The organism is Polaromonas sp. (assembly GCF_029945685.1).
Classification (GTDB): Bacteria; Pseudomonadota; Gammaproteobacteria; order Burkholderiales; family Burkholderiaceae_C; genus Polaromonas.
Map to the genome: position 1 here is coordinate 430,990 of NZ_JAQSDA010000025.1, position 18,315 is coordinate 449,304.

At 63.7% G+C, this 18,315-nt stretch carries 17 protein-coding genes and 1 tRNA gene; 12 read left to right on the forward strand and 6 right to left on the reverse strand.

What is annotated here, in order from left to right:
- The first annotated feature begins 84 nt into the window (after positions 1-84).
- The 4 genes from PSV26_RS17885 to PSV26_RS17900 are packed head-to-tail and all read left to right on the forward strand — an operon-like array spanning position 85 to position 4,140.
- A complete protein-coding gene (locus PSV26_RS17885) occupies positions 85-687 on the forward strand; it encodes a nucleoside triphosphate pyrophosphatase (protein ID WP_300572609.1) in 603 nt (200 codons plus the stop codon).
- A 24-nt stretch (positions 688-711) separates the two neighbouring features.
- Entirely contained in the window at positions 712-2,193 is a 1,482-nt protein-coding gene (rng, locus tag PSV26_RS17890; RefSeq protein WP_300520729.1) for a ribonuclease G, read from the forward strand.
- A gap of 19 nt (positions 2,194-2,212) precedes the next feature.
- Complete coding sequence (locus PSV26_RS17895) at positions 2,213-2,962, forward strand: polysaccharide deacetylase family protein (RefSeq protein WP_300572612.1); 750 nt, start codon at positions 2,213-2,215, stop codon at positions 2,960-2,962.
- On the forward strand, positions 2,959-4,140 hold the full coding sequence (locus tag PSV26_RS17900; RefSeq protein WP_300572615.1) for a glycosyltransferase family 4 protein: 1,182 nt from the start codon (positions 2,959-2,961) through the stop codon (positions 4,138-4,140). Before PSV26_RS17895 ends, PSV26_RS17900 begins: the two co-directional genes overlap by 4 nt.
- A 42-nt stretch (positions 4,141-4,182) precedes the next feature.
- Here PSV26_RS17900 and PSV26_RS17905 read toward each other — a convergent pair whose 3' ends face one another.
- Both PSV26_RS17905 and msbA read right to left on the reverse strand, forming a co-directional pair.
- Positions 4,183-5,055, reverse strand: a complete 873-nt coding sequence (locus tag PSV26_RS17905) for a glycosyltransferase (RefSeq protein ID WP_300572617.1) — start codon at positions 5,053-5,055, stop codon at positions 4,183-4,185.
- On the reverse strand, positions 5,052-6,806 hold the full coding sequence (gene msbA / locus PSV26_RS17910; protein ID WP_300572718.1) for a lipid A export permease/ATP-binding protein MsbA: 1,755 nt from the start codon (positions 6,804-6,806) through the stop codon (positions 5,052-5,054). Before msbA ends, PSV26_RS17905 begins: the two co-directional genes overlap by 4 nt.
- A 356-nt stretch (positions 6,807-7,162) precedes the next feature.
- On the opposite strand from msbA, the gene PSV26_RS17915 reads away from it, so the two are divergent.
- From PSV26_RS17915 to PSV26_RS17950, 8 genes are all read left to right on the forward strand, one after another.
- Complete coding sequence (locus tag PSV26_RS17915) at positions 7,163-7,927, forward strand: glycosyltransferase family 2 protein (RefSeq protein ID WP_300520733.1); 765 nt, start codon at positions 7,163-7,165, stop codon at positions 7,925-7,927.
- A 79-nt stretch (positions 7,928-8,006) separates the two neighbouring features.
- Entirely contained in the window at positions 8,007-9,230 is a 1,224-nt protein-coding gene (gene tolB, locus PSV26_RS17920; protein ID WP_300572721.1) for a Tol-Pal system beta propeller repeat protein TolB, read from the forward strand.
- A 50-nt stretch (positions 9,231-9,280) separates the two neighbouring features.
- A complete protein-coding gene (pal, locus tag PSV26_RS17925) occupies positions 9,281-9,823 on the forward strand; it encodes a peptidoglycan-associated lipoprotein Pal (protein ID WP_300572620.1) in 543 nt (180 codons plus the stop codon).
- Between the two features lie 69 nt (positions 9,824-9,892).
- Positions 9,893-10,600 carry a tol-pal system protein YbgF gene (gene ybgF, locus PSV26_RS17930; RefSeq protein WP_300520864.1) on the forward strand — a complete coding sequence of 236 codons (708 nt, stop codon included), beginning with the start codon at positions 9,893-9,895 and terminating at the stop codon, positions 10,598-10,600.
- A 55-nt stretch (positions 10,601-10,655) separates the two neighbouring features.
- Complete coding sequence (locus tag PSV26_RS17935; RefSeq protein ID WP_300520735.1) at positions 10,656-11,771, forward strand: YeeE/YedE family protein; 1,116 nt, start codon at positions 10,656-10,658, stop codon at positions 11,769-11,771.
- An 84-nt stretch (positions 11,772-11,855) separates the two neighbouring features.
- A complete protein-coding gene (locus PSV26_RS17940; RefSeq protein WP_300520736.1) occupies positions 11,856-12,680 on the forward strand; it encodes a tRNA threonylcarbamoyladenosine dehydratase in 825 nt (274 codons plus the stop codon).
- Positions 12,681-12,760: 80 nt separating this feature from the next.
- Positions 12,761-12,836: transfer RNA gene (locus PSV26_RS17945), tRNA-Lys, on the forward strand.
- 180 nt (positions 12,837-13,016) lie between these two features.
- A complete protein-coding gene (locus tag PSV26_RS17950; protein WP_300572623.1) occupies positions 13,017-13,424 on the forward strand; it encodes a BLUF domain-containing protein in 408 nt (135 codons plus the stop codon).
- Between the two features lie 107 nt (positions 13,425-13,531).
- Here PSV26_RS17950 and PSV26_RS17955 read toward each other — a convergent pair whose 3' ends face one another.
- The 4 genes from PSV26_RS17955 to dapE form a co-directional block, all read right to left on the reverse strand.
- Positions 13,532-14,041: a hypothetical protein gene (locus tag PSV26_RS17955; RefSeq protein ID WP_300572626.1), complete on the reverse strand. Its 510-nt coding sequence runs from the start codon at positions 14,039-14,041 to the stop codon at positions 13,532-13,534.
- 93 nt (positions 14,042-14,134) lie between these two features.
- On the reverse strand, positions 14,135-16,156 hold the full coding sequence (locus tag PSV26_RS17960; RefSeq protein WP_300572628.1) for an ATP-binding cassette domain-containing protein: 2,022 nt from the start codon (positions 16,154-16,156) through the stop codon (positions 14,135-14,137).
- A 72-nt stretch (positions 16,157-16,228) separates the two neighbouring features.
- Positions 16,229-17,119, reverse strand: coding sequence for a 50S ribosomal protein L3 N(5)-glutamine methyltransferase (prmB, locus tag PSV26_RS17965; RefSeq protein WP_300572630.1), 891 nt, complete (start codon positions 17,117-17,119; stop codon positions 16,229-16,231).
- Positions 17,116-18,309: a succinyl-diaminopimelate desuccinylase gene (dapE, locus tag PSV26_RS17970; RefSeq protein ID WP_300572632.1), complete on the reverse strand. Its 1,194-nt coding sequence runs from the start codon at positions 18,307-18,309 to the stop codon at positions 17,116-17,118. The genes prmB and dapE overlap by 4 nt, the downstream gene beginning before the upstream one ends.
- Between the last annotated feature and the right edge of the window lie 6 nt (positions 18,310-18,315).

Consider the following 18,315-nt stretch of genomic DNA (forward strand, 5'->3'; position numbering starts at 1 on the left):
CGCTGCGCCTGCGGACTGGCAAAGCCAGATCCGCGGCCCCTGCTGGGCTGAATCGGGGACGTGGCTCGCCTCAGGACTTCAAACATGAACGACTTCATTTACCTTGCTTCCCAAAGCCCGCGCCGCCGGCAGTTGCTGGAGCAGCTGGGCGTGTCCTGCGAACTGCTGCTGCCCGGCGCCAGCGAAGACAGCGAGGCGCTGGAAGTGGTGCTGGCTGGCGAGGCGCCGACCGCCTATGTCCAGCGCGTCACGCAGCTCAAGCTCGACGCCGCCGTGGCGCGTCTGAAACAACGCGGTTTGCCGCCGGCGCCGATTTTGTGCTCGGACACCACGGTGGCCATGGGGCGCCGCATCTATGGCAAGCCTGACGATGCCGCCCATGCTGAAAGCATGCTGGCCGAACTGGCCGGACACACACACCGCGTGCTGACGGCCGTGGCGGTGCAGCATGGCCGCAAACGGCTGCAGGCGCTGAGCGTGTCGCGGGTGACCTTTGCGCCCATGAGCCGGACACAGATTCGCGCCTACGTCGCCACGGGCGAGCCGTTGGGCAAAGCCGGCGCCTATGCCATCCAGGGGAGGGTGGCGATGTTCATCTCGCACATGAGAGGCAGTTATTCCGGCATCATGGGCCTGCCGCTGCATGAAACCGCGCTGCTGCTGCAGGCCGCAGGCCTGAAAATATAGATAAGCGCCCCACAAGAAGACACCATGCAACAAGACATCCTGATCAACTGGTCGCCCCAGGAAACCCGTGTGGCCGTGGTCGAATATGGAGCCGTGCAGGAGCTGCATGTCGAGCGCACGCTGGAACGCGGCCTGGTCGGCAATGTCTACCTCGGCAAGGTCGTCCGGGTGCTGCCGGGCATGCAGTCGGCTTTCATCGACATCGGCCTGGAACGCGCCGCGTTTTTGCATGTGGCGGATCTGATGAGCAGCATCAACAGCCGGCACGCCGACGCCGACAACGCGGCGACCCCCGCGGCAGCACCGCAGCCGATTGAAAAGCAGCTGTTTGTCGGCCAGGCGCTGATGGTGCAGGTGCTGAAGGACCCGATTGGCACCAAGGGTGCGAGGCTGACCGCGCAGGTCAGCATTGCCGGCCGCCTGCTGGTGTTTCTGCCGCAGGACAACCACATTGGCGTGTCGCAGAAAATCCCCGCCGCACAACGCGAGGAATTGCGCCAGCGGCTGCAGACCCTGACCGGTGACATGGGCGGCGGTTTCATCCTTCGCACCAATGGCGAGGACGCCACCGATGCGGAGCTCGGCGAGGACATCGCCTACCTGCGCAAGACCTGGGCCCGCATCAAGGACGCCGCGCTGCGCCTGCCACCGACCTCGGTGCTGCACCAGGACCTCAACCTGCTGCAGCGTGTGCTGCGCGACATGGTGCTGGAAAACACCCAGAGCATACGCATCGACTCGCGCGAGCAGTTCGACAAGCTCAGGCTGTTTGCCACGGAGTTCATGCCGGCGACCCTGCAGCGGCTGCAACTGCACAGCGGCGAGCGCCCGATTTTTGACCTCTTCAACATCGACGAGGAAATTGCCAAGGCGCTGGGCCGTCGGGTGGACCTGAAATCGGGCGGCTACCTGATCATCGACCAGACCGAGGCGCTGACCACGGTGGACGTCAACACCGGCGGTTTTGTGGGTGCGCGCAATTTTGACGACACGATCTTCAAGACCAACCTGGAAGCTTCGCAGGCGATTGCGCGGCAACTGCGGCTGCGCAACCTCGGTGGCATTGTGATCGTCGATTTCATCGACATGTTGCGTGACAACCATCGCGACGCCGTGCTGGCGGAGTTCCTGAAGCAGCTCGCCCGCGACCGCATCAAAACCAGCGTGAACGGCTTTTCGGCGCTGGGCCTGCTCGAGATGACACGCAAGCGCACACGCGAGTCCCTGGCGCACCAGCTGTGCGAACCGTGCAGCGCCTGCCAGGGCAAGGGCGTGGTCAAGACGGCGCGCAGCGTCGGCTACGACATCCTGCGGGAAATCCTGCGCGAGGCCCGCCAGTTCAATCCCCGGGAGTTCCGGGTGATTGCCTCGCCCAAGGTGATCGAGCTGTTTCTCGACGAGGAAAGCCAGCACCTGGCGGGCCTGAGCGACTTCATCGGCAAGCCGATCTCGCTGCAGTCCGAAGCCGCCATGGCGCAGGAACAGTACGATATCGTCCTGCTCTGAAGCATCGCCACCGTCCTGCATGCCCGCCACGCCCGCCACCCCTCAGCGCCCGATACCGATCCTGGTCTACCACCAGATCAGCGCGGCGCCGCCCAAGGGAGCGCCTTTCCGCAGTCTCTACGTCTCGCCTTCCTCCTTTTCGCGCCAGATGGCCATGCTGAAGCTGCTGGGCTACCAGGGCTTGTCGATGAGTGCGCTCCTGCCCTATCTGCGCGGTGAAAAAACCGGCAAGGTGGTGGGTATCACCTTTGACGATGGTTACCGCAACAACCTGACCCATGCGCTGCCGGTGCTGCAGCACCGGGGGTTTTCCTCGACCTGTTATGCCGTCAGCGGGTTGCTCGGCAAAACCAACGAATGGGACCGGGACATCGGCATGGCACAGGTGCCCCTGATGACCGCAGACGAGTTGCGCCTGTGGGTGGCCGGTGGCCAGGAGGTCGGATCCCACACGGAAAACCACGCTCGCCTGCTTCAAAGCGACGAGACCACCGCACGCGCTGAAATGACAGGGGACAGGACGGCGCTCGAAGGGCTGCTGGGCACTCCCGTGCGGCATTTCTGCTACCCTTTTGGTGAATACGCGCCGCAGCATGTGGCCATGGCTCGCCAGGCCGGGTTCCAGACCGTCACCACGACGCGGCGCGGCCGCAGTTCCAGCGCGAACGACCTGATGGAATTGCCGCGGGTGCCGGTCGTGCGCTCCACCAGCCTGCCGGTGTTCTGGCTCAAGGTTGCGACGGCCTACGAAGACCGGGATCGCAAGTGAGCGACTCGCCCGTCCCGCCAGAGACCCCGCGCAGGCTGCGCATCGCGGTACTGAACCGTGTTTTTGACCCGGCCGGGGGCGGCGCCGAGCGGTATTCCATCGCGCTGGTGGAACAGCTCGCGCAGCGCCATGAAATCCATGTGTTTGCACAGCAAATCAGGCACCACGCACCGGGCGTGACTTACCACCCTGTTTCCATGCCGCTGCGCAAGCCGCGCTGGCTGAACCAGCTTTGGTACGCCAGCGCCACCTGGTGGGCCACGCGCCGGGGCTTTGACGTGGTTCATTCCCATGAAAACACCTGGCAGGGGCAGGTGCAGACCGTGCATGTGCTGCCGGTGAAATACAACCTGTTTCATGCCCGGACCGGCTGGCGGCGCCTGCTGGCCTGGACCAAGGTCTGGACCAGCCCGCGCCTGCTGACCTACCTGGGGTTGGAGCGCCTGCGTTTCGCGGCCCGGGACGGGCGCTGCGTGGTGGTGACGTCAGCCAGCCTCGGCGACACCCTGGCCGCGACCTATCCGGGCACGGCGGCCGCCACCACCGTGATCACGCCCGGGGTGGTGTTGCCCGTGGCGAGCACCAGTGCAGCGGAAAAATCCGCGGCCCGTTTGCAGCTGGGCCTGCCAGAGGGGCGCTGCCTGCTGCTGGTAGGAAATGATTACCGCAAGAAGGGCCTGGGGACGCTTCTGACGGTGCTGCGCGAGTTGCCGGCGGACGTGGTGCTGGCGGTGGTGGGCAACCCGGGGCAGATACCGGTCTTTGAACGACAGGCGCAAGCGGAAGGTGTGGCCGGACGTGTTTTTTTCCTCGGCTCACTGCAGGACGTGACGCCAGCGTACCGCGCAGCGGACTGCCTGGTGCACCCGACGCTGGAGGACACCTTTGCCATGGTGGTGCTGGAGGCCATGGCGCACGGCCTGCCGGTGGTGGTCAGCAGCGCGGCGTATTGCGGCATCTCCAGTCTGCTCAGCCACGGCGCCGATGCGCTGCTGCTGGACAATCCGCAGGATGCCGCACACCTGGCAGCCACCCTTGAGCAGGTCCTCGGCGACGAGGCGCTTCGGCAGCAACTGGGTGCGCAGGCGAGGGCGTTTGCAAGTCGCTACCAGTGGCCGGCCATTGCGCGCCAGCAGGAAGCGGTGTACCTCGCGACGCGGGCCTTGGCGCAGCGCTGACCCGCTGCATTCGGGCGACCGGACCTTCTGGCCCTCTGGCCTTTACGCCACCAGCTTGAAGTGTTTGCGGCTGAAGTCCAGCCCGGTGAGCAGCTCGATTCTGCGCATCAGGTGGTATTTGTTTTCCTTGCGGGTGGGCTGGTAGGCCGGGTCGATTTTCAGGTCCTGCTCGGCGCCCGTGAGCAGCCATTCCTGCACGGCTTTCGGGTGGCTTCCCTTGAAGGCCTCCAGCGCGCGCGCATCGAACTGGCTGTACTTGATCTGCATGGTTGTTGAGTCGGCCCAGTACTTGCTGACCTGGTCCAGCTTTTTCTGCATGTCTTCGTTGCGGCGAATCCAGCCGTAGTGGTAGATGTGGGCATTGGCCAGCGCCGCCTGCGGATTGCGCGGTCGCTTGTGCTCGGTCGTCACCAGCCAGTACTGGCCGTCGGGCGCGTAGGAGCGGATGGTGTTCCTGATGAGCCGGCACTCGCGGCGGTACCAGCCGGGGCTGACCGAGACCCACTGCGCCGAGCCGTAAAAGTGGTGGTAGTCGAAGACCAGGGCTTCCACGGCCGGATTGTTGTGGTGCCGCTCAACACTGGCGCGGATGGCGGCCAGGTCCTCCTCGTGGACCACTTCGTCACCTTCGAGGTAGAAGGCCCAGTCGCCGGTGCAGGAGTACTGGGCAATCATCTTCTGCTGCGCGTAGACGAAGCCGCGGTCGGCCATGCGTTCGTTCCAGAGGGTTTCGATCACGCGGATTTTCGGGTCGCCAATGGCCAGTACGCGCGCCAGCGTGTCGTCGTTGCCCCGGCCCACCGCCACCACGAACTCGTCGACCAGCGGCAGCAGGGAGCGGATCGAGGCTTCAAACGGGAAGGCCAGCTCGACGCCGTTGCGGATGAAGGTGAAACCACTGATGGAAATTGTCATGAGAATTGAGGCACGGAAGGACTTTGCGATAGATCGGCGTCGTACAGCCCGAGCCTGTAGAGGCGGGAATAGGGGCCGTCGCGTTCGATGAGTTCGGCGTGCGAGCCGCTTTCGATGATGCGGCCGGCATCCATCACGACGATGCGGCTGGCGTGCTGAACCGTGGAAAGGCGGTGCGCAATGACCAGCGTCGTGCGGTTGCGCATCAGCCGCTGCAGCGCTTCCTGCACCGCCCGTTCGGATTCCGTGTCCAGCGCCGAGGTGGCTTCGTCCAGAATGAGTACCGGCGCATCCTTGTACAGGGCGCGGGCAATCGCCAGGCGCTGACGCTGGCCGCCCGACAGCTGCGTGGCGTTGTGACCCACCAGCGTGTCCATGCCTCGTGGCAGCTCGTCGACAAAACGTTCCAGGTTGGCAGCCTTGAGGCAGGCCAGCACCTTGTCCTTGTCCACCGCCATGCCCAGTGCCACGTTGGCGGCCACGGTGTCGTTGAGCATCACCACGTGCTGGCTGACCAGCGCGAACTGGCCACGAAGCGCGTCGATTTGCCATTCACGCAGTTCATGGCCGTCGAGCTCGATGCGTCCTGAAGTGGGCTCGACAAAACGCGGCAACAAATTGACCAGCGTGGTTTTGCCAGCCCCTGAAGCACCGACCAGGGCCACGGTTTCCCCGGGGCTGATGGTCAGGTTCAGCGCGTCCACCGCGGGCGCGCCGTCATCGCTGTAGGCCACACGCGCATTGATGAAACTGATTTTGCCTTCCGCCCTTGGTTTCGAAAAATCGCCGCCTGGTTCGTCGGGCGTTTTTTCCATCAGGTCCAGCCCGCGCTCCAGCGCCGCCAGGCCGCGTGTGATCGGGCTGGCGACTTCCGACAGGTGCTTGATCGGTGCCACCAGCATCAGCATGGCGGTCACAAAAGCCACGAACGAGCCGACGGAGGTGGTGTCGGTGGAGCTTTGCAGCAGGGCGACTGAAATGACAGCCGACAGCGCGGCCGCCGCCAGCATCTGCGTGGCCGGGGTCATGGCCGCCGAAGCCACCACGGATTTCATGGACAGGCGCCGCAAGGCCTCGCTGAGCTGCGCAAAACGCGTAGCCTGGCTCTCCTGCGCCGCATGCAGCCGGACATCGCGGTGGGCCAGCACGTTTTCCTCGACCACATAGGCCAGTGAGTCGGTGGCCGCCTGGCTCGCCTTGGTGAGCCGGTACAGGCGGCCGGAAAGCACGCGCATGACCCAGGCAATGGCGGGGATCAGCAGCGTGACAATCAGGGTCAGCCGCCAGTTCAGGTAAAGCAGGTAACTCGACAGCGCCAGCAGGGTCAGGGTGTCCCGGGTCAGGCCCATCACCGAGTTGACCAGCATGGATGAGCCGTTTTGCACCTCGTAAACCACAGTGTTGGCCAGGGTGCTGGCGGACTGGTTCGAAAAAAGGTCCAGGCGGGCGGTCATCAGCTTGCCGAACATGGCCTTGCGCAATTCCAGCAAGCCGATGTTGGTGACCTTGGCCAGCGCAATCTGCGCGAGAAAACCCGCGAAGCCGCGCACGCCGAACAGCAGCAGCAGCGACACGGGCACCATCCAGATATCGATACCTCCCTTGCGAAACCCCTTGTCGAGCAGGGGCTGCAACAGGGCGGGCACCAGCGGCTCGGTGGCGGAAGCCACCACCGTGGCACCCACCGCGACGGCCCATGCACTCGGAGACTGGCTGAAGTAAGGCCAGATGCGGCGCAGGCGCTGGCCGATGGGCGCCGGTGTCACCGCGCCCGTGGCGGCGGTTTGCCCGGGTCCGCTTGTCAAACCGGAACCTCACCGCCGGCCGTGGCCGGGGCAACCGCGGCCTGTCGCAAGCGACAACCAGTCACAGACACCCCGCCCGAAGCAGGAGACAGGTCAGCAGTGACCGCGCGGGAAAGGACTGCAATTTTTGGCATGGGCGCCGCATCAGGACCGTGAAGTGAGCAAGCCAGCATTATCGTGGAACAATTGGCGACCATTTCCTACAGACACCTCCGCTGGCAGCGCCCACAATCAACCCCTTGTTTGCGGAGCGTTAAAAGAGGGCGGCTGGCTTGCGAAATTCAACCAACACCCGAGCGCCCATGACCCTGTCCGTCATCATCATCACGAAAAACGAAGAGGCCAATTTGCAGGCATGTCTGGATTCCGTGCAGTTCGCCGACCAATGGGTCGTGGTTGACAGCGCCAGTACCGACAACACGCGCGCCATCGCCAAGGCCTTCGGGGCCGAAGTGACCGAAACCGCGACCTGGCCTGGCTTTGGCCCGCAAAAAAACCTTGCCCTGCGCCTGGCCAACCGGGATTGGGTGCTGTCCATCGACGCGGATGAACGTGTGACGCCCGAGCTGGCCGCCGAGATCCAGCAGGCGATCCTCCATCGCGGCGCTGACGCCTTTGAAATCCCGCGCCTCACCCAGTTTTGCGGCCAGTGGATTCATCACTGCGGATGGACGCCGGACCCGGTGCTGCGTCTTTTCCGGCGCGGACAGGGCCGCTTCAGCGACGATCTGGTGCATGAACGCGTGATCCTGAACTCCGGCGCTGTCTCACGGCTGAACAGCAAGCTGCTGCACTACAGTTACCCGACACCTGCGCATTACTGGCGCAAGCTGGAGCAATACAGCCTGGCCTGGGCCACACAGGCGCATGCGCGCGGGCGGTCCAGCTCCATGCCGAGGGCGGTAATATCGGGCGTGGCCGCTTTTGTCAAAAGCTATTTTTTTCGCCTCGGCATTCTCGACGGCAGCATGGGTTTCGCCGTGTGTGCCATGCAGGCTCAAGCCGCATTCGGCAAGTACTTCACCCTGTATTGTTTGAACCAGAAAAATGCAACCCCAAAAAACTGACCCTTCCCCAGTTCGAGGCCTGTCTGCAGGCCGTCGCAGCTTCATCGCCGGTCTCACCGGCAGCCTCGGCGTTCTGGCCATGCATCCGGCCTGGGCCCAGTTCCGGGTCGAGGTGTCCGGCGTTGGCCTGACCCAGTTGCCGATCGCCATTGCCAGCTTTCGCGGCGATGCGCAGTCACCGCAGAAAATCGCAGCCATCGTGCAGGCCGACCTGGAGCGAAGCGGCCAGTTTCGCGCGGTCGACACCGCCGGCCAGAACCTCGACGAAAGCTCCCGGCCCGACCTGTCCGTGTGGCGCCAGCGCGCCGCCGATTCCCTGCTGACCGGCAGCGTGACACGTCTGGCGGATGGCCGCTTCGACGTCCGCTGCCGCCTTTGGGACGTCGTTCGCGGGCAGGACCTCGGTGGGCAAAGCTACGTGATACCGCCGGGCGACCTGCGCCTGTCGGCCCACCGTATCGCCGATTTTGTCTATGAAAAACTGACCGGCGAGAAAGGTGTTTTCTCCACCCGCATCGCCTATGTGACCAAGGTCGGCCCGCGCTACAACCTGTGGGTGGCCGACTCCGACGGCGAAGGCGCACAGTCGGCGCTGACCAGCCCCGAGCCGATCATTTCCCCGGCATGGTCGCCCAATGGCGCACAGCTGGCTTATGTGTCGTTTGAATCGCGAAAACCGGTGATCTATGCCCACGATGTCGCTTCGGGCAAACGCCGCCTGCTGGCGAACTTCCGCGGCTCCAACAGCGCGCCGGCATGGGCTCCGGACGGCAACCAACTGGTCGCGACGCTGAGCCGCGATGGCGGCTCGCAGCTGTATGCCATTGCGGCAACAGGCGGCGAGGCACGCCGGCTCACGCAATCAGCCAGCATCGACACCGAGCCGGCGTTTTCGCCAGACGGAAAATACGTCTATTTCGTCAGCGACCGCGGCGGTTCGCCGCAGATCTATCGCATGGGCGCCAGCGGCGGCAATGTCGAACGTGTCACCTTTACCGGGAGTTACAACATATCGCCGGCCTTGAGCCCGGATGGCCGCTGGTTGGCCTATATTTCACGCATAGGTGGCGCCTTCAAGCTGCACCTGATGGACCTTGGCAAGGGAACCGCCATCTCGATCACCGACACCAGCGCCGACGAAAGCCCGAGTTTTGCGCCCAACAGCCGGCTGATCGTCTATGCCACCCAGCAACAGGGCAGGGAAGCCCTGTTGACCACCACCCTGGACGGCAAGATCAAAGCCCGCCTGACCGGCGCCGCCGGAGACATCCGTGAGCCGGACTGGGGTCCTTTCCAGAGGTAACCCGCCCGCCTTCTACCACTCCCTTTGTTTTTTACGGAAAGTACACACTCATGAAGCGCATCCTGATCTCACTGGCCTCCCTCATCACCCTGACCGCCGCACTGGTCGGCTGCAGCTCGGGCGTCAAACTCAATGAAGTGCCTGTCGAAAACCGGACCCCGGTCAGCACCGCACCGGCAACCGGCGACGCCGCCGGCGTGAGTGGCCGCGATGTGGCGCCTGTCCTGATCGGCGCCACCGACCCTTCGCTCGCGGGCCCGCCCGGCGCAGCGCGCGTGATCTATTTCGACTACGACAGCTTTGTCGTCAAGCCGGAATTTCAGGCGACGGTGGAAGCCCATGCGCGTTTCCTCAGCGCCAACAAGGCACGCAAGCTCGTGATTGAAGGCAGCACCGATGAACGCGGCGGCCGCGAGTACAACCTGGCCCTCGGCCAGAAGCGCGCCGAGGCCGTGCGCCGCGCGCTGGGCCTGCTGGGCGCCAGCGATGCGCAGATTGAAGCCGTGAGTTTCGGTGAGGAAAAACCTGCCGCGACAGGCTCGGACGAAGAGTCGTACGCCAAAAATCGCCGCGCTGAATTCAACTACCGTTAAGCGGGAGCCATGACCTTGAAGAACCTCCGGACGTCGCTGGGAGCCGTGGCTTGCGCACTGGCCTGTGTCATGACGTTCAGCGCCCACGCGGCGCTGTTCGAAGATGATGAAGCCCGCAAGGCGATTCTTGAATTGCGTCAGCGGCTCGATACAACAACGAGCGAGCTGCGCAAGTCTGGTGATGAAACCGCGCAGCTGCGTCGCAGCCTGCTCGAGTTGTCCACCCAGATCGACCAGTTGCGCAGCGAGCTGGCCCGCATGCGCGGGCAGGACGAACAGTTCACCCGCGAGCTTGCCGAGGTCCAGCGCATGCAAAAGGATTTGTCCCAGGGCGTGAATGACCGGCTCAGCCGGTTCGAACCGTCCAAGGTCAGCGTTGACGGCCGGGAGTTCGTGGCCGACCCTGCAGAAAAGCAGGAGTTCGATGCTGCGCTGGCGGTCCTGCGCAAGGGCGAGTTCGCACCGGCCCAGGCCGCCTTCACGAACTTCCTCAAGCGTTATCCCCAAAGCGGCTACAAGGCGCCAGCGCTGTTCTGGCTCGGCAACGCCCAGTACGCGCTGCGCAACTACCGCGATGCCCTGGTCAATTTCCGCGCCCTGGTTGCCGCCGACCCCGAGCATATGCGCGCGCCCGAAGCTGTGCTGGCCGTGGCCAACTGCCAGGTCGAGCTCAAGGACGTCAAGGCGGCGCGCAAGACGCTGGAAGACCTGCTCAAGGCCTACCCGCAGTCGGAAGCTGCTTCGGTCGCCAAGGAGCGCCTGGCCAGGCTCAAGTAGACCCCGCGCAGACGTCCAGTCAGCGCATTTCGTGACCAGCCCCTAAAATCAGGGGATGGATATCTCCCAGCTCAACTCACTCACCGCCCAGGTTCTCTGGGCGGCCTTCATTCTGGCAGCGCTGTTCGGCGCCGTTGTCCAGCGCACCCACTTCTGCACCATGGGCGCCGTCAGCGACATCGTCAACATGGGTGACTGGACACGCATGCGCATGTGGGCCATGGCCATCGGCGTGGCCATGATCGGCTTTTACGGCCTGGCCGCGGCCGGGCTGATTGACCCAGCCAAAGCCGTGTATGCCTCGAACCGTTTCGTCTGGCTTTCCGCCCTGGTCGGCGGATTGCTGTTCGGCTTTGGCATGGTGCTGGCTTCGGGCTGCGGCAGCAAGACGCTGGTGCGCATTGGCAGCGGCAACCTCAAATCACTGGTGGTGTTTGTGGTCATGGCGGTAGCCGCATTTGCCACACTCAAGGGCATTACGGCGGTGCTGCGCGTGGCCACGGTGGACCGTGTGGCCATCGATTTTTCCGGCAATGCCGCCTTGTCCAACTGGGCGGGCAGTTGGCTCGGCGTGTCTCCGGTACTGGCCGGACTGGTGCTGGCAGGCGTGCTGGGGGGAGGCCTGATCGTCTGGGCGCTGGCGGGCCCGGAGTTTCTCCGCTTTGACAACCTGCTCGCCGGGCTCGGCATTGGCCTGCTGATTGCCGCCATGTGGTGGCTCAGCGGTCACATGGCTTATGTCGCGGAACATCCGGAGACGCTGGCGGAGACGTTTCTGGCGACCAATTCCGGCCGCATGGAGGCCCTGAGTTTTGTGGCTCCGATGGCCTACACCATCGATTGGCTGATATTTTTCAGTGACAAGACCAAACTGCTGACGCTGGGCGTTGTGTCCGTTTTTGGTGTGGTGCTTGGTTCGGCGCTGTATTCCCTGTTGTCACGAAGCTTCCACTGGGAAGGCTTTCGCAATACCGAAGACACGGCCAACCACCTCGTCGGGGCCGTGCTGATGGGCGTGGGCGGGGTGACCGCCATGGGTTGCACCGTCGGGCAGGGCTTGTCCGGCATCTCCACGCTGAGCGCCACCAGTTTTGTCGCTGTCGCGGCCATCATCGCCGGCGCAGTGGCGGGCCTGAAATACCAGATCTGGCGGCTGGAGCACAGCGTCTAATGGCCGCCACGTTTGTCGCCGCGCGTGCTGCATGGCCCCCGAGGAGGCTGATTTCCCTTGGGGCGGCCCGGCAGGAAATGGCCAGTGACTGAAATTTCTTCTGATCTCCCGGCCGACCTGGAGCGGCGCTTCGGCGGACTGGCGCGTTTGTATGGTGTATCCGGCGCAAGAAAAATCCGTGCCGCGCATGTGGTGGTGGTGGGCCTCGGCGGCGTGGGCTCCTGGGCCGCAGAAGCGCTGGCGCGCAGCGGCGTGGCCAGGCTGACCCTGATTGACCTGGACCACATCGCCGAGTCCAACATCAACCGCCAGATCCACGCACTCGACACCACATTGGGGCAGGCCAAGGTCCAGGCGATGCGCGAACGCATTGCCCACATCCACCCCGGTTGTGTTGTGCACTGCATCGAGGAGTTCGTCGATGCCACTAACTGGCCGGCGATTGCGGGGCTGGAGACACACGGCGACAGCGGGTTGTCGGTCATCGATGCCTGCGACCAGGTACGGGCCAAAACTGCCATGGCCGCCTGGGCGATGCGCCACAAGGTCAACTTCATCAGCGTCGGTGCGGCCGGCGGCAAGCGCCACGCGCACAAGGTCGACATTGAAGACCTGTCGCTGGTCACCCACGACCCTCTGCTCGCGCAACTGCGTTACCGCCTGCGCAAGGAGCAGGGCGCAGCGCGCAAGGGAAAAATCGGTGTGGCCTGCGTGTTCAGCCGCGAGGCGGTGATGCAACCTGCGGCGCCGGCCAGCGGGCCTGATGCTGCGCCGGATGCCTGTGATATCGGGGCCGATGCATCTGGCGATGGCAGTCTCAATTGCCACGGGTATGGATCGGTGGTCAGCGTGACTTCCGCATTCGGTTTGTGCGCTGCAGGTTGGGTGCTCAACAAAATTGCTGAGTAGTTTTTTAAAGAGCCGAAAAATAACGCTATAATTTGAGGCTGTTCTGCATCACGTGCAGTACAGACCAGGGAGCAATCCTTGGGGCCTTAGCTCAGTTGGTAGAGCAGCGGACTTTTAATCCGTTTGTCGTGGGTTCGACCCCCGCAGGCCCCACCAGACACGCCTTCGTGGCACGGAAAGCCAGCTATCAAACTGATAGCTGGCTTTTTTGTTTCTGCTCGGTTGTTTATCACTGGAAGACGCCGGTGCGCAACTCAAGGCAGAATCAGGGCTGCCGAGGAAATATGGGTCTGCCAGTCGTCTCCAGCGATTTTTGACCTCCAACCTGAGTGATCCATGCTTAGACTGCTCTACATCAGCGACGCCACAGAAGGCCTCACCGATGATTCCATCGACGCCATTCTCAAGAGCGCTGCAAAAAACAATCCACCCCTGGGCATCACCGGCCTCCTTGTTTTCGGCGGAGGTTTGTTCACGCAAGTCCTGGAGGGTCCCGAGCAGAGCGTGCTCAAGAAATACGTGCAAGTCATGTCTGATCCCCGGCATCGCAATTGCCGGATTGTCTACATCACGCCCACCGAGGAACGCATCTTCAAAGACATCTCCATGGCGGCACTCGAAGCCCTTCCCTGGGAGCTTGAGCACATCGCGGAGCTGGATGCACATCGCAAGGAAACAACACCTGCAGATGCGTTCACCAAGCTCATGAATGTATTTTTCTCCCGGCTCAAGGCCGTGCCCTGACGGAGGGCAGAGGTTTGCATCGGGCGCGCACGCCTCATTCGTGCATTTTTACCAGCTCCGGCCGCCATGGCTGCGAATGCCTGCGCTGAAGAGCTTCGGATAAGGCGTCAGCCCGGCGCCGAGTAGCCCAGAAGGGGTACTTCCAGCTGCGCCTGCCGCGCCACACGAATGCAGTCCTTCATGTGTTCTTCGCCCAGATAACGGATCGCTGCATAACCGACGGTGGCGGCGACAATCTGGCCGGCGAAGGGCACGTACTTGGCGAGTTGTTTGGTGGTCAGCCGCATGCCGATTTTGGTAGCGGCCTTGAGGACCAGGTCCCGGCTGATGAACTTGCCGATCAGCACCGACCCGACCAGGGTGACCGCTTTCTGGACCTGGTCACGCTTGGTGGGATCGAGCTGATCGAGCTGCTGCGGCGTGAGGCCAAACTCCCGGTTGATCTCAGGAATCAGCTTCGACAGCATCGCGGCATCGACCGCCCAGTCGAGGCCAGGCACCGGCACGGCGCTGGCCGCTGCGGCGACCATGGCGCGTTTGTTGAGGAGCTTGCGGCTGCGCATCACCGCGGCCGCAAGGGCCGCGTCGTCGGAAACCATCTGGAGGGCGGTAGGCATGAATGCACTTTAGCGCGAAACGCCCGGCGGGGTTAGAGCCGCAAGCCCAACCCCGTCCGCATAACGCCGGATCAGTGCCCGATCAATGCCCGATCAGGCCAGCGAGGTTTCGATCTGCTCGGTGAGTTCCAGCCAGCGCTCTTCCAGCGTGCCCAATTCGGTGTCAATGACCTTCAGGCGCTTGCCCGATTGGGCCAGCTCAGCCGGCGCGGTCGTGGTCGCCAGCGAGGCTTGCAGGCTGTCGCGTTCCGCGCTCAGCGACTGCATGCGGGCGTCGATTTTTTCCAGTTCCTTGCGCATCGGTTTGGTCGTATCCGACTGCTGTTGCCGGCGCTGCGCATCATCCTTCTTGCTGCCCGGCTTTTTGGCATCAAAAGTGGCTGAAGCCGCCGGCAGCTGGGCGCCAGCAGCTACTGTTTTGGTAGCAGCGGCAGCCGGCGCAGCGGTGCTGGTGGACTTTTTGGCTTCTTCACGCTGGCGTTTGGCTTCGTCGAGCAGGTAACGCTGGTAGTCGTCGAGATCGCCGTCGAAAGGCGCGACGCCGCCGCGCGAGACCATCCAGAACTCGTCGCACACGGCGCGCAGGAGGGCCCGGTCGTGGCTGACCAGCATGACGGTGCCTTCAAACTCGTTGAGCGCCATGGACAGCGCCTCGCGCGTGGCCAGGTCCAGGTGATTGGTCGGCTCATCAAGCAGCAGCAGGTTGGGACGCTGCCAGACGATCATGCACAGCACCAGCCGGGCTTTTTCGCCGCCGCTCATGCTGCCGACGGCCTGCTTGACCATGTCGCCGCCGAAATTGAAGTTGCCCAGAAAGCTGCGCAGGTCCTGCTCTCGGGTTGGCTGGCTGCCCATCTTGCCGGCGGCGGTGACTTCCTTGACCAGCCGGATCATGTGTTCCAGCGGGTTGTCGGCGGGGCGCAGCACGTCCAGCTCCTGCTGCGCGAAGTAGCCGATGTTCAGGCCCTTGCCTTCGGTCATCTCGCCACTGATGGGCGCGAGTGCGCGCGCAATGGTCTTGACCACGGTGGACTTGCCCTGGCCGTTGGCACCCAGGATGCCAATGCGCTGGCCGGCCAGCACCGACTTGCTGACGTTCTGCACGATGACCGTGGGCGGCGTGCCTTCCGTCGCATCGGCCGGCGGCGGGTAGCCGAAGTCGACGTTTTGCATTGACAGCATCGGGTTGGGCAGGTTGGCCGGTTCCTTGAACTCGAAGGTGAAATCGGCTTCGGCCAGCAGCGGCGCGATTTTCTCCATGCGGTCCAGCGCCTTGACACGGCTTTGCGCCTGCTTGGCCTTGCTGGCCTTGGCCTTGAAGCGGGCAATGAATTTCTGCAGGTGGGCGATCTTGTCCTGCTGCTTGTTGAAGGCACCCTGCTGAAGCGCCATCTGCTCGGCGCGCAGGTCTTCAAACTTGCTGTAGTTGCCGCCGTAACGCGTGAGTTTGGCACTTTCGATGTGCACCGTGACCTCGGTCACGGCGTCCAGGAATTCGCGGTCATGGCTGATGACCAGCATGGTGCCCTGGTAACGCTTGAGCCACGCTTCCAGCCAGACCAGCGCGTCCAGGTCCAGGTGGTTGGTCGGTTCGTCGAGCAGCAGCAGGTCGGACGGGCACATCAACGCGCGCGCCAGTTGCAGGCGCATGCGCCAGCCACCGGAAAAACTGTTGACCGGGTTGTCGAGTTCGCTGAGCTTGAAACCCAGGCCGAGGATCAGCGCCTGCGCCCGGGCCGGCGCGTCGTGCGCGCCCGAGTCGTAGAGATCCATGTAGGCATGCGCCATCCGGTCGCCGTCACCACTGGCCTCGGCGGCCTCCACCTCGGCCTGTGCGGCCTGCAGCACCACGTCGCCTTCGATCACGTAGCTGGTGGCGCTTTGTTCGGTTTCGGGCATGTCCTGGGCGACCTGCGCCATGCGCCACTGGGCGGGGATGTAGAACTCACCGCCGTCCTCATGCAGCGTGCCGTTGAGCATGGCAAAAAGCGAGGACTTGCCCGCGCCATTGCGCCCCACCAGGCCGACTTTTTCGCCGGGGTTGAGGGTGACAGACGCGCTGTCAAGAATCACTTTGGCGCCGCGACGCAGCACCACATTTTTAAGGGTAATCATTTAAACCAAGCAGACACAAGAAAAATAGCCAGTCGGCGCGCCGCGCCTCCATGACGGCCCGAGACGCAAGTCTCAAGCCAGTTGTTGGCGCGTGAGGAGCAGAACCTGGTCGGGGCCGGCGCTGGTTTCAAACCAGAGCGGTTCCAGGTGCGGGAAGGCGCGTTCAAAATTCTCGCGCTCATTGCCGATTTCCAGCACCAGAACACCATTTTCGCTCATATGGCCGGCTGCGTTTAGAAAAAGGCTTCGAATGAAGTCCATGCCGTCCTCGCCACCGGCCAGCGCCAGCGCCGGTTCGGCCCGGAATTCGGCCGGCAGGGCGGCCATGGTGGCCGCGTTGACATAAGGCGGGTTGCACAGAATCAGGTCATACGGGCCGGGGCAGGCGGCCAGCCCGTCAGAGGCGATGAGGGTGATGCGCGCCTGCAACTCATGCACGTCCACATTGATGCGGGCGACGGCCAGCGCCTCGGTGCTGATGTCGGCGGCGTCCACAGCCACATCGGGCCAGGCCATGGCGGCGAGGATGGCCAGGCTGCCGTTGCCGGTGCAAAGGTCCAGCACGCGGCGGGTGGCTTCACTCAGCCAGGGGTCTATGCTTTCATCAACCAGCAGTTCGGCGATCAGGGAACGCGGAATGATCACGCGTTCATCGACATAAAAGGGCACGCCCTGCAGCCAGGCTTCGCGCGTCAGGTAGGCGGCGGGCTTTCGGGTGTTGATGCGTGCTTCCAGAAGAAGAGCAACCTTTTCAGCATCGGCGGGGGCTACCGGCGTATTTTCCTCTTCATCGAGCTCGTCCAGCGGCAGCCCGAGCGCCCACAGCACCAGCCAGGCGGCTTCGTCAAAGGCGGTGAGGGTGCCCTGGCCAAAACCGTCGGCCTGCGTCAGGCCGGCCGCTTCCAGCCGGTCGGCCCAGTGCTCCACCAGGGCGATGACGGTGGTCGCCTGCGCGGTGCTCACAGCGCGGCCAGGCGCTCCAGCACGCCCTTGTAGATGTTTTTCAGCGGGTCCAGCGTGCTGACCAGCACGTTTTCATCGATCTTGTGGATGGAGGCGTTGATCGGGCCGAACTCGATCAGTTGCGGGCAGATGGCGGCGATGAAGCGTCCGTCGCTGGTGCCGCCGGTGGTCGAGAGTTCGGTCTGTAGCCCGGTCTCGGCCTGGATGGACAGACTGACGGCCTGCACCAGTTCGCCCGGCGTCGTCAAAAAGGGCTGGCCGCCCAGCGTCCACTTCAGGCGGTAGTCCAGCTGATGTTTTTGCAGGATGGCTTCGAGACGGGCCTTCAGGCTGTCGGCGGTCGATTCGGTGGAAAAACGGAAATTGAAGTCCACCACCAGCTCGCCAGGGATGATGTTGGAGGCGCCGGTGCCGCCATGCACATTCGAGACCTGCCAGCTTGTCGCCGGGAAAAATGCGTTGCCCTTGTCCCACTCGGTCGCCACCAGCTCGGCCAGCGCCGGCGCAAAGCGGTGGACCGGGTTGTCGGCCAGATGCGGGTAGGCGATGTGGCCCTGCACCCCCTTGACGGTCAGCTTGCCGCTCAGGGTACCGCGCCGGCCGTTCTTGATCATGTCGCCGAGCCGGTCCACCGAGGTCGGCTCGCCGACGATGCAGTAGTCCAGCACTTCGCCGCGCGCCTTCAACTGCTGCACCACGACAGCCGTGCCGTCCACCGACGGGCCTTCCTCGTCGCTGGTGATCAGGAAGGCGATGGAGAGATTCGGTTGCGGGTTGGCAGCCAGAAATTCCTCGACAGCAACCACCATGGCGGCAATCGAGGTCTTCATGTCGGCCGCACCACGGCCGTACAACACGCCGTCGCGGTGGCTGGGGGTGAAGGGCGGGCTGGTCCACTGATCGAGCGGGCCGGTCGGCACCACATCGGTGTGGCCAGCAAAAACCAGGGTTTTGGTTGCTATCGAATTGGAAGCTGCCTGCGCCCGTCCCGCCTGGGCTAGAGGGCGAAAACCCTTGAACTTTGCCCACAGGTTGGTGACCCGGAAATGTTCCGGCCCGCTGACGATGGTTTCACACTCGAAACCCAGCGGCTGCAGGCGCGCGGCCAGGATGGCCTGGCAACCCGCGTCGTCGGGCGTGACGGACGGGCAGGTGATCAGTTGTTCGGCAAGGCGCAGGGTAGAGGACATGCAGGG

What these genes read in the sequence shown, in the direction of transcription:
- PSV26_RS17955 (WP_300572626.1), bottom strand. Translation starts at nt 14,041, where the DNA reads ATGCCTACCGCCCTCCAGATGGTTTCCGACGACGCGGCCCTTGCGGCC.
- PSV26_RS17885 (WP_300572609.1), top strand. Translation starts at nt 85, where the DNA reads ATGAACGACTTCATTTACCTTGCTTCCCAAAGCCCGCGCCGCCGGCAG.
- PSV26_RS17905 (WP_300572617.1), bottom strand. Translation starts at nt 5,055, where the DNA reads ATGACAATTTCCATCAGTGGTTTCACCTTCATCCGCAACGGCGTCGAG.
- PSV26_RS17935 (WP_300520735.1), top strand. Translation starts at nt 10,656, where the DNA reads ATGGATATCTCCCAGCTCAACTCACTCACCGCCCAGGTTCTCTGGGCG.
- tolB (WP_300572721.1), top strand. Translation starts at nt 8,007, where the DNA reads ATGCATCCGGCCTGGGCCCAGTTCCGGGTCGAGGTGTCCGGCGTTGGC.
- ybgF (WP_300520864.1), top strand. Translation starts at nt 9,893, where the DNA reads ATGACGTTCAGCGCCCACGCGGCGCTGTTCGAAGATGATGAAGCCCGC.
- pal (WP_300572620.1), top strand. Translation starts at nt 9,281, where the DNA reads ATGAAGCGCATCCTGATCTCACTGGCCTCCCTCATCACCCTGACCGCC.
- dapE (WP_300572632.1), bottom strand. Translation starts at nt 18,309, where the DNA reads ATGTCCTCTACCCTGCGCCTTGCCGAACAACTGATCACCTGCCCGTCC.
- PSV26_RS17895 (WP_300572612.1), top strand. Translation starts at nt 2,213, where the DNA reads ATGCCCGCCACGCCCGCCACCCCTCAGCGCCCGATACCGATCCTGGTC.
- PSV26_RS17960 (WP_300572628.1), bottom strand. Translation starts at nt 16,156, where the DNA reads ATGATTACCCTTAAAAATGTGGTGCTGCGTCGCGGCGCCAAAGTGATT.
- PSV26_RS17915 (WP_300520733.1), top strand. Translation starts at nt 7,163, where the DNA reads ATGACCCTGTCCGTCATCATCATCACGAAAAACGAAGAGGCCAATTTG.
- PSV26_RS17950 (WP_300572623.1), top strand. Translation starts at nt 13,017, where the DNA reads ATGCTTAGACTGCTCTACATCAGCGACGCCACAGAAGGCCTCACCGAT.
- rng (WP_300520729.1), top strand. Translation starts at nt 712, where the DNA reads ATGCAACAAGACATCCTGATCAACTGGTCGCCCCAGGAAACCCGTGTG.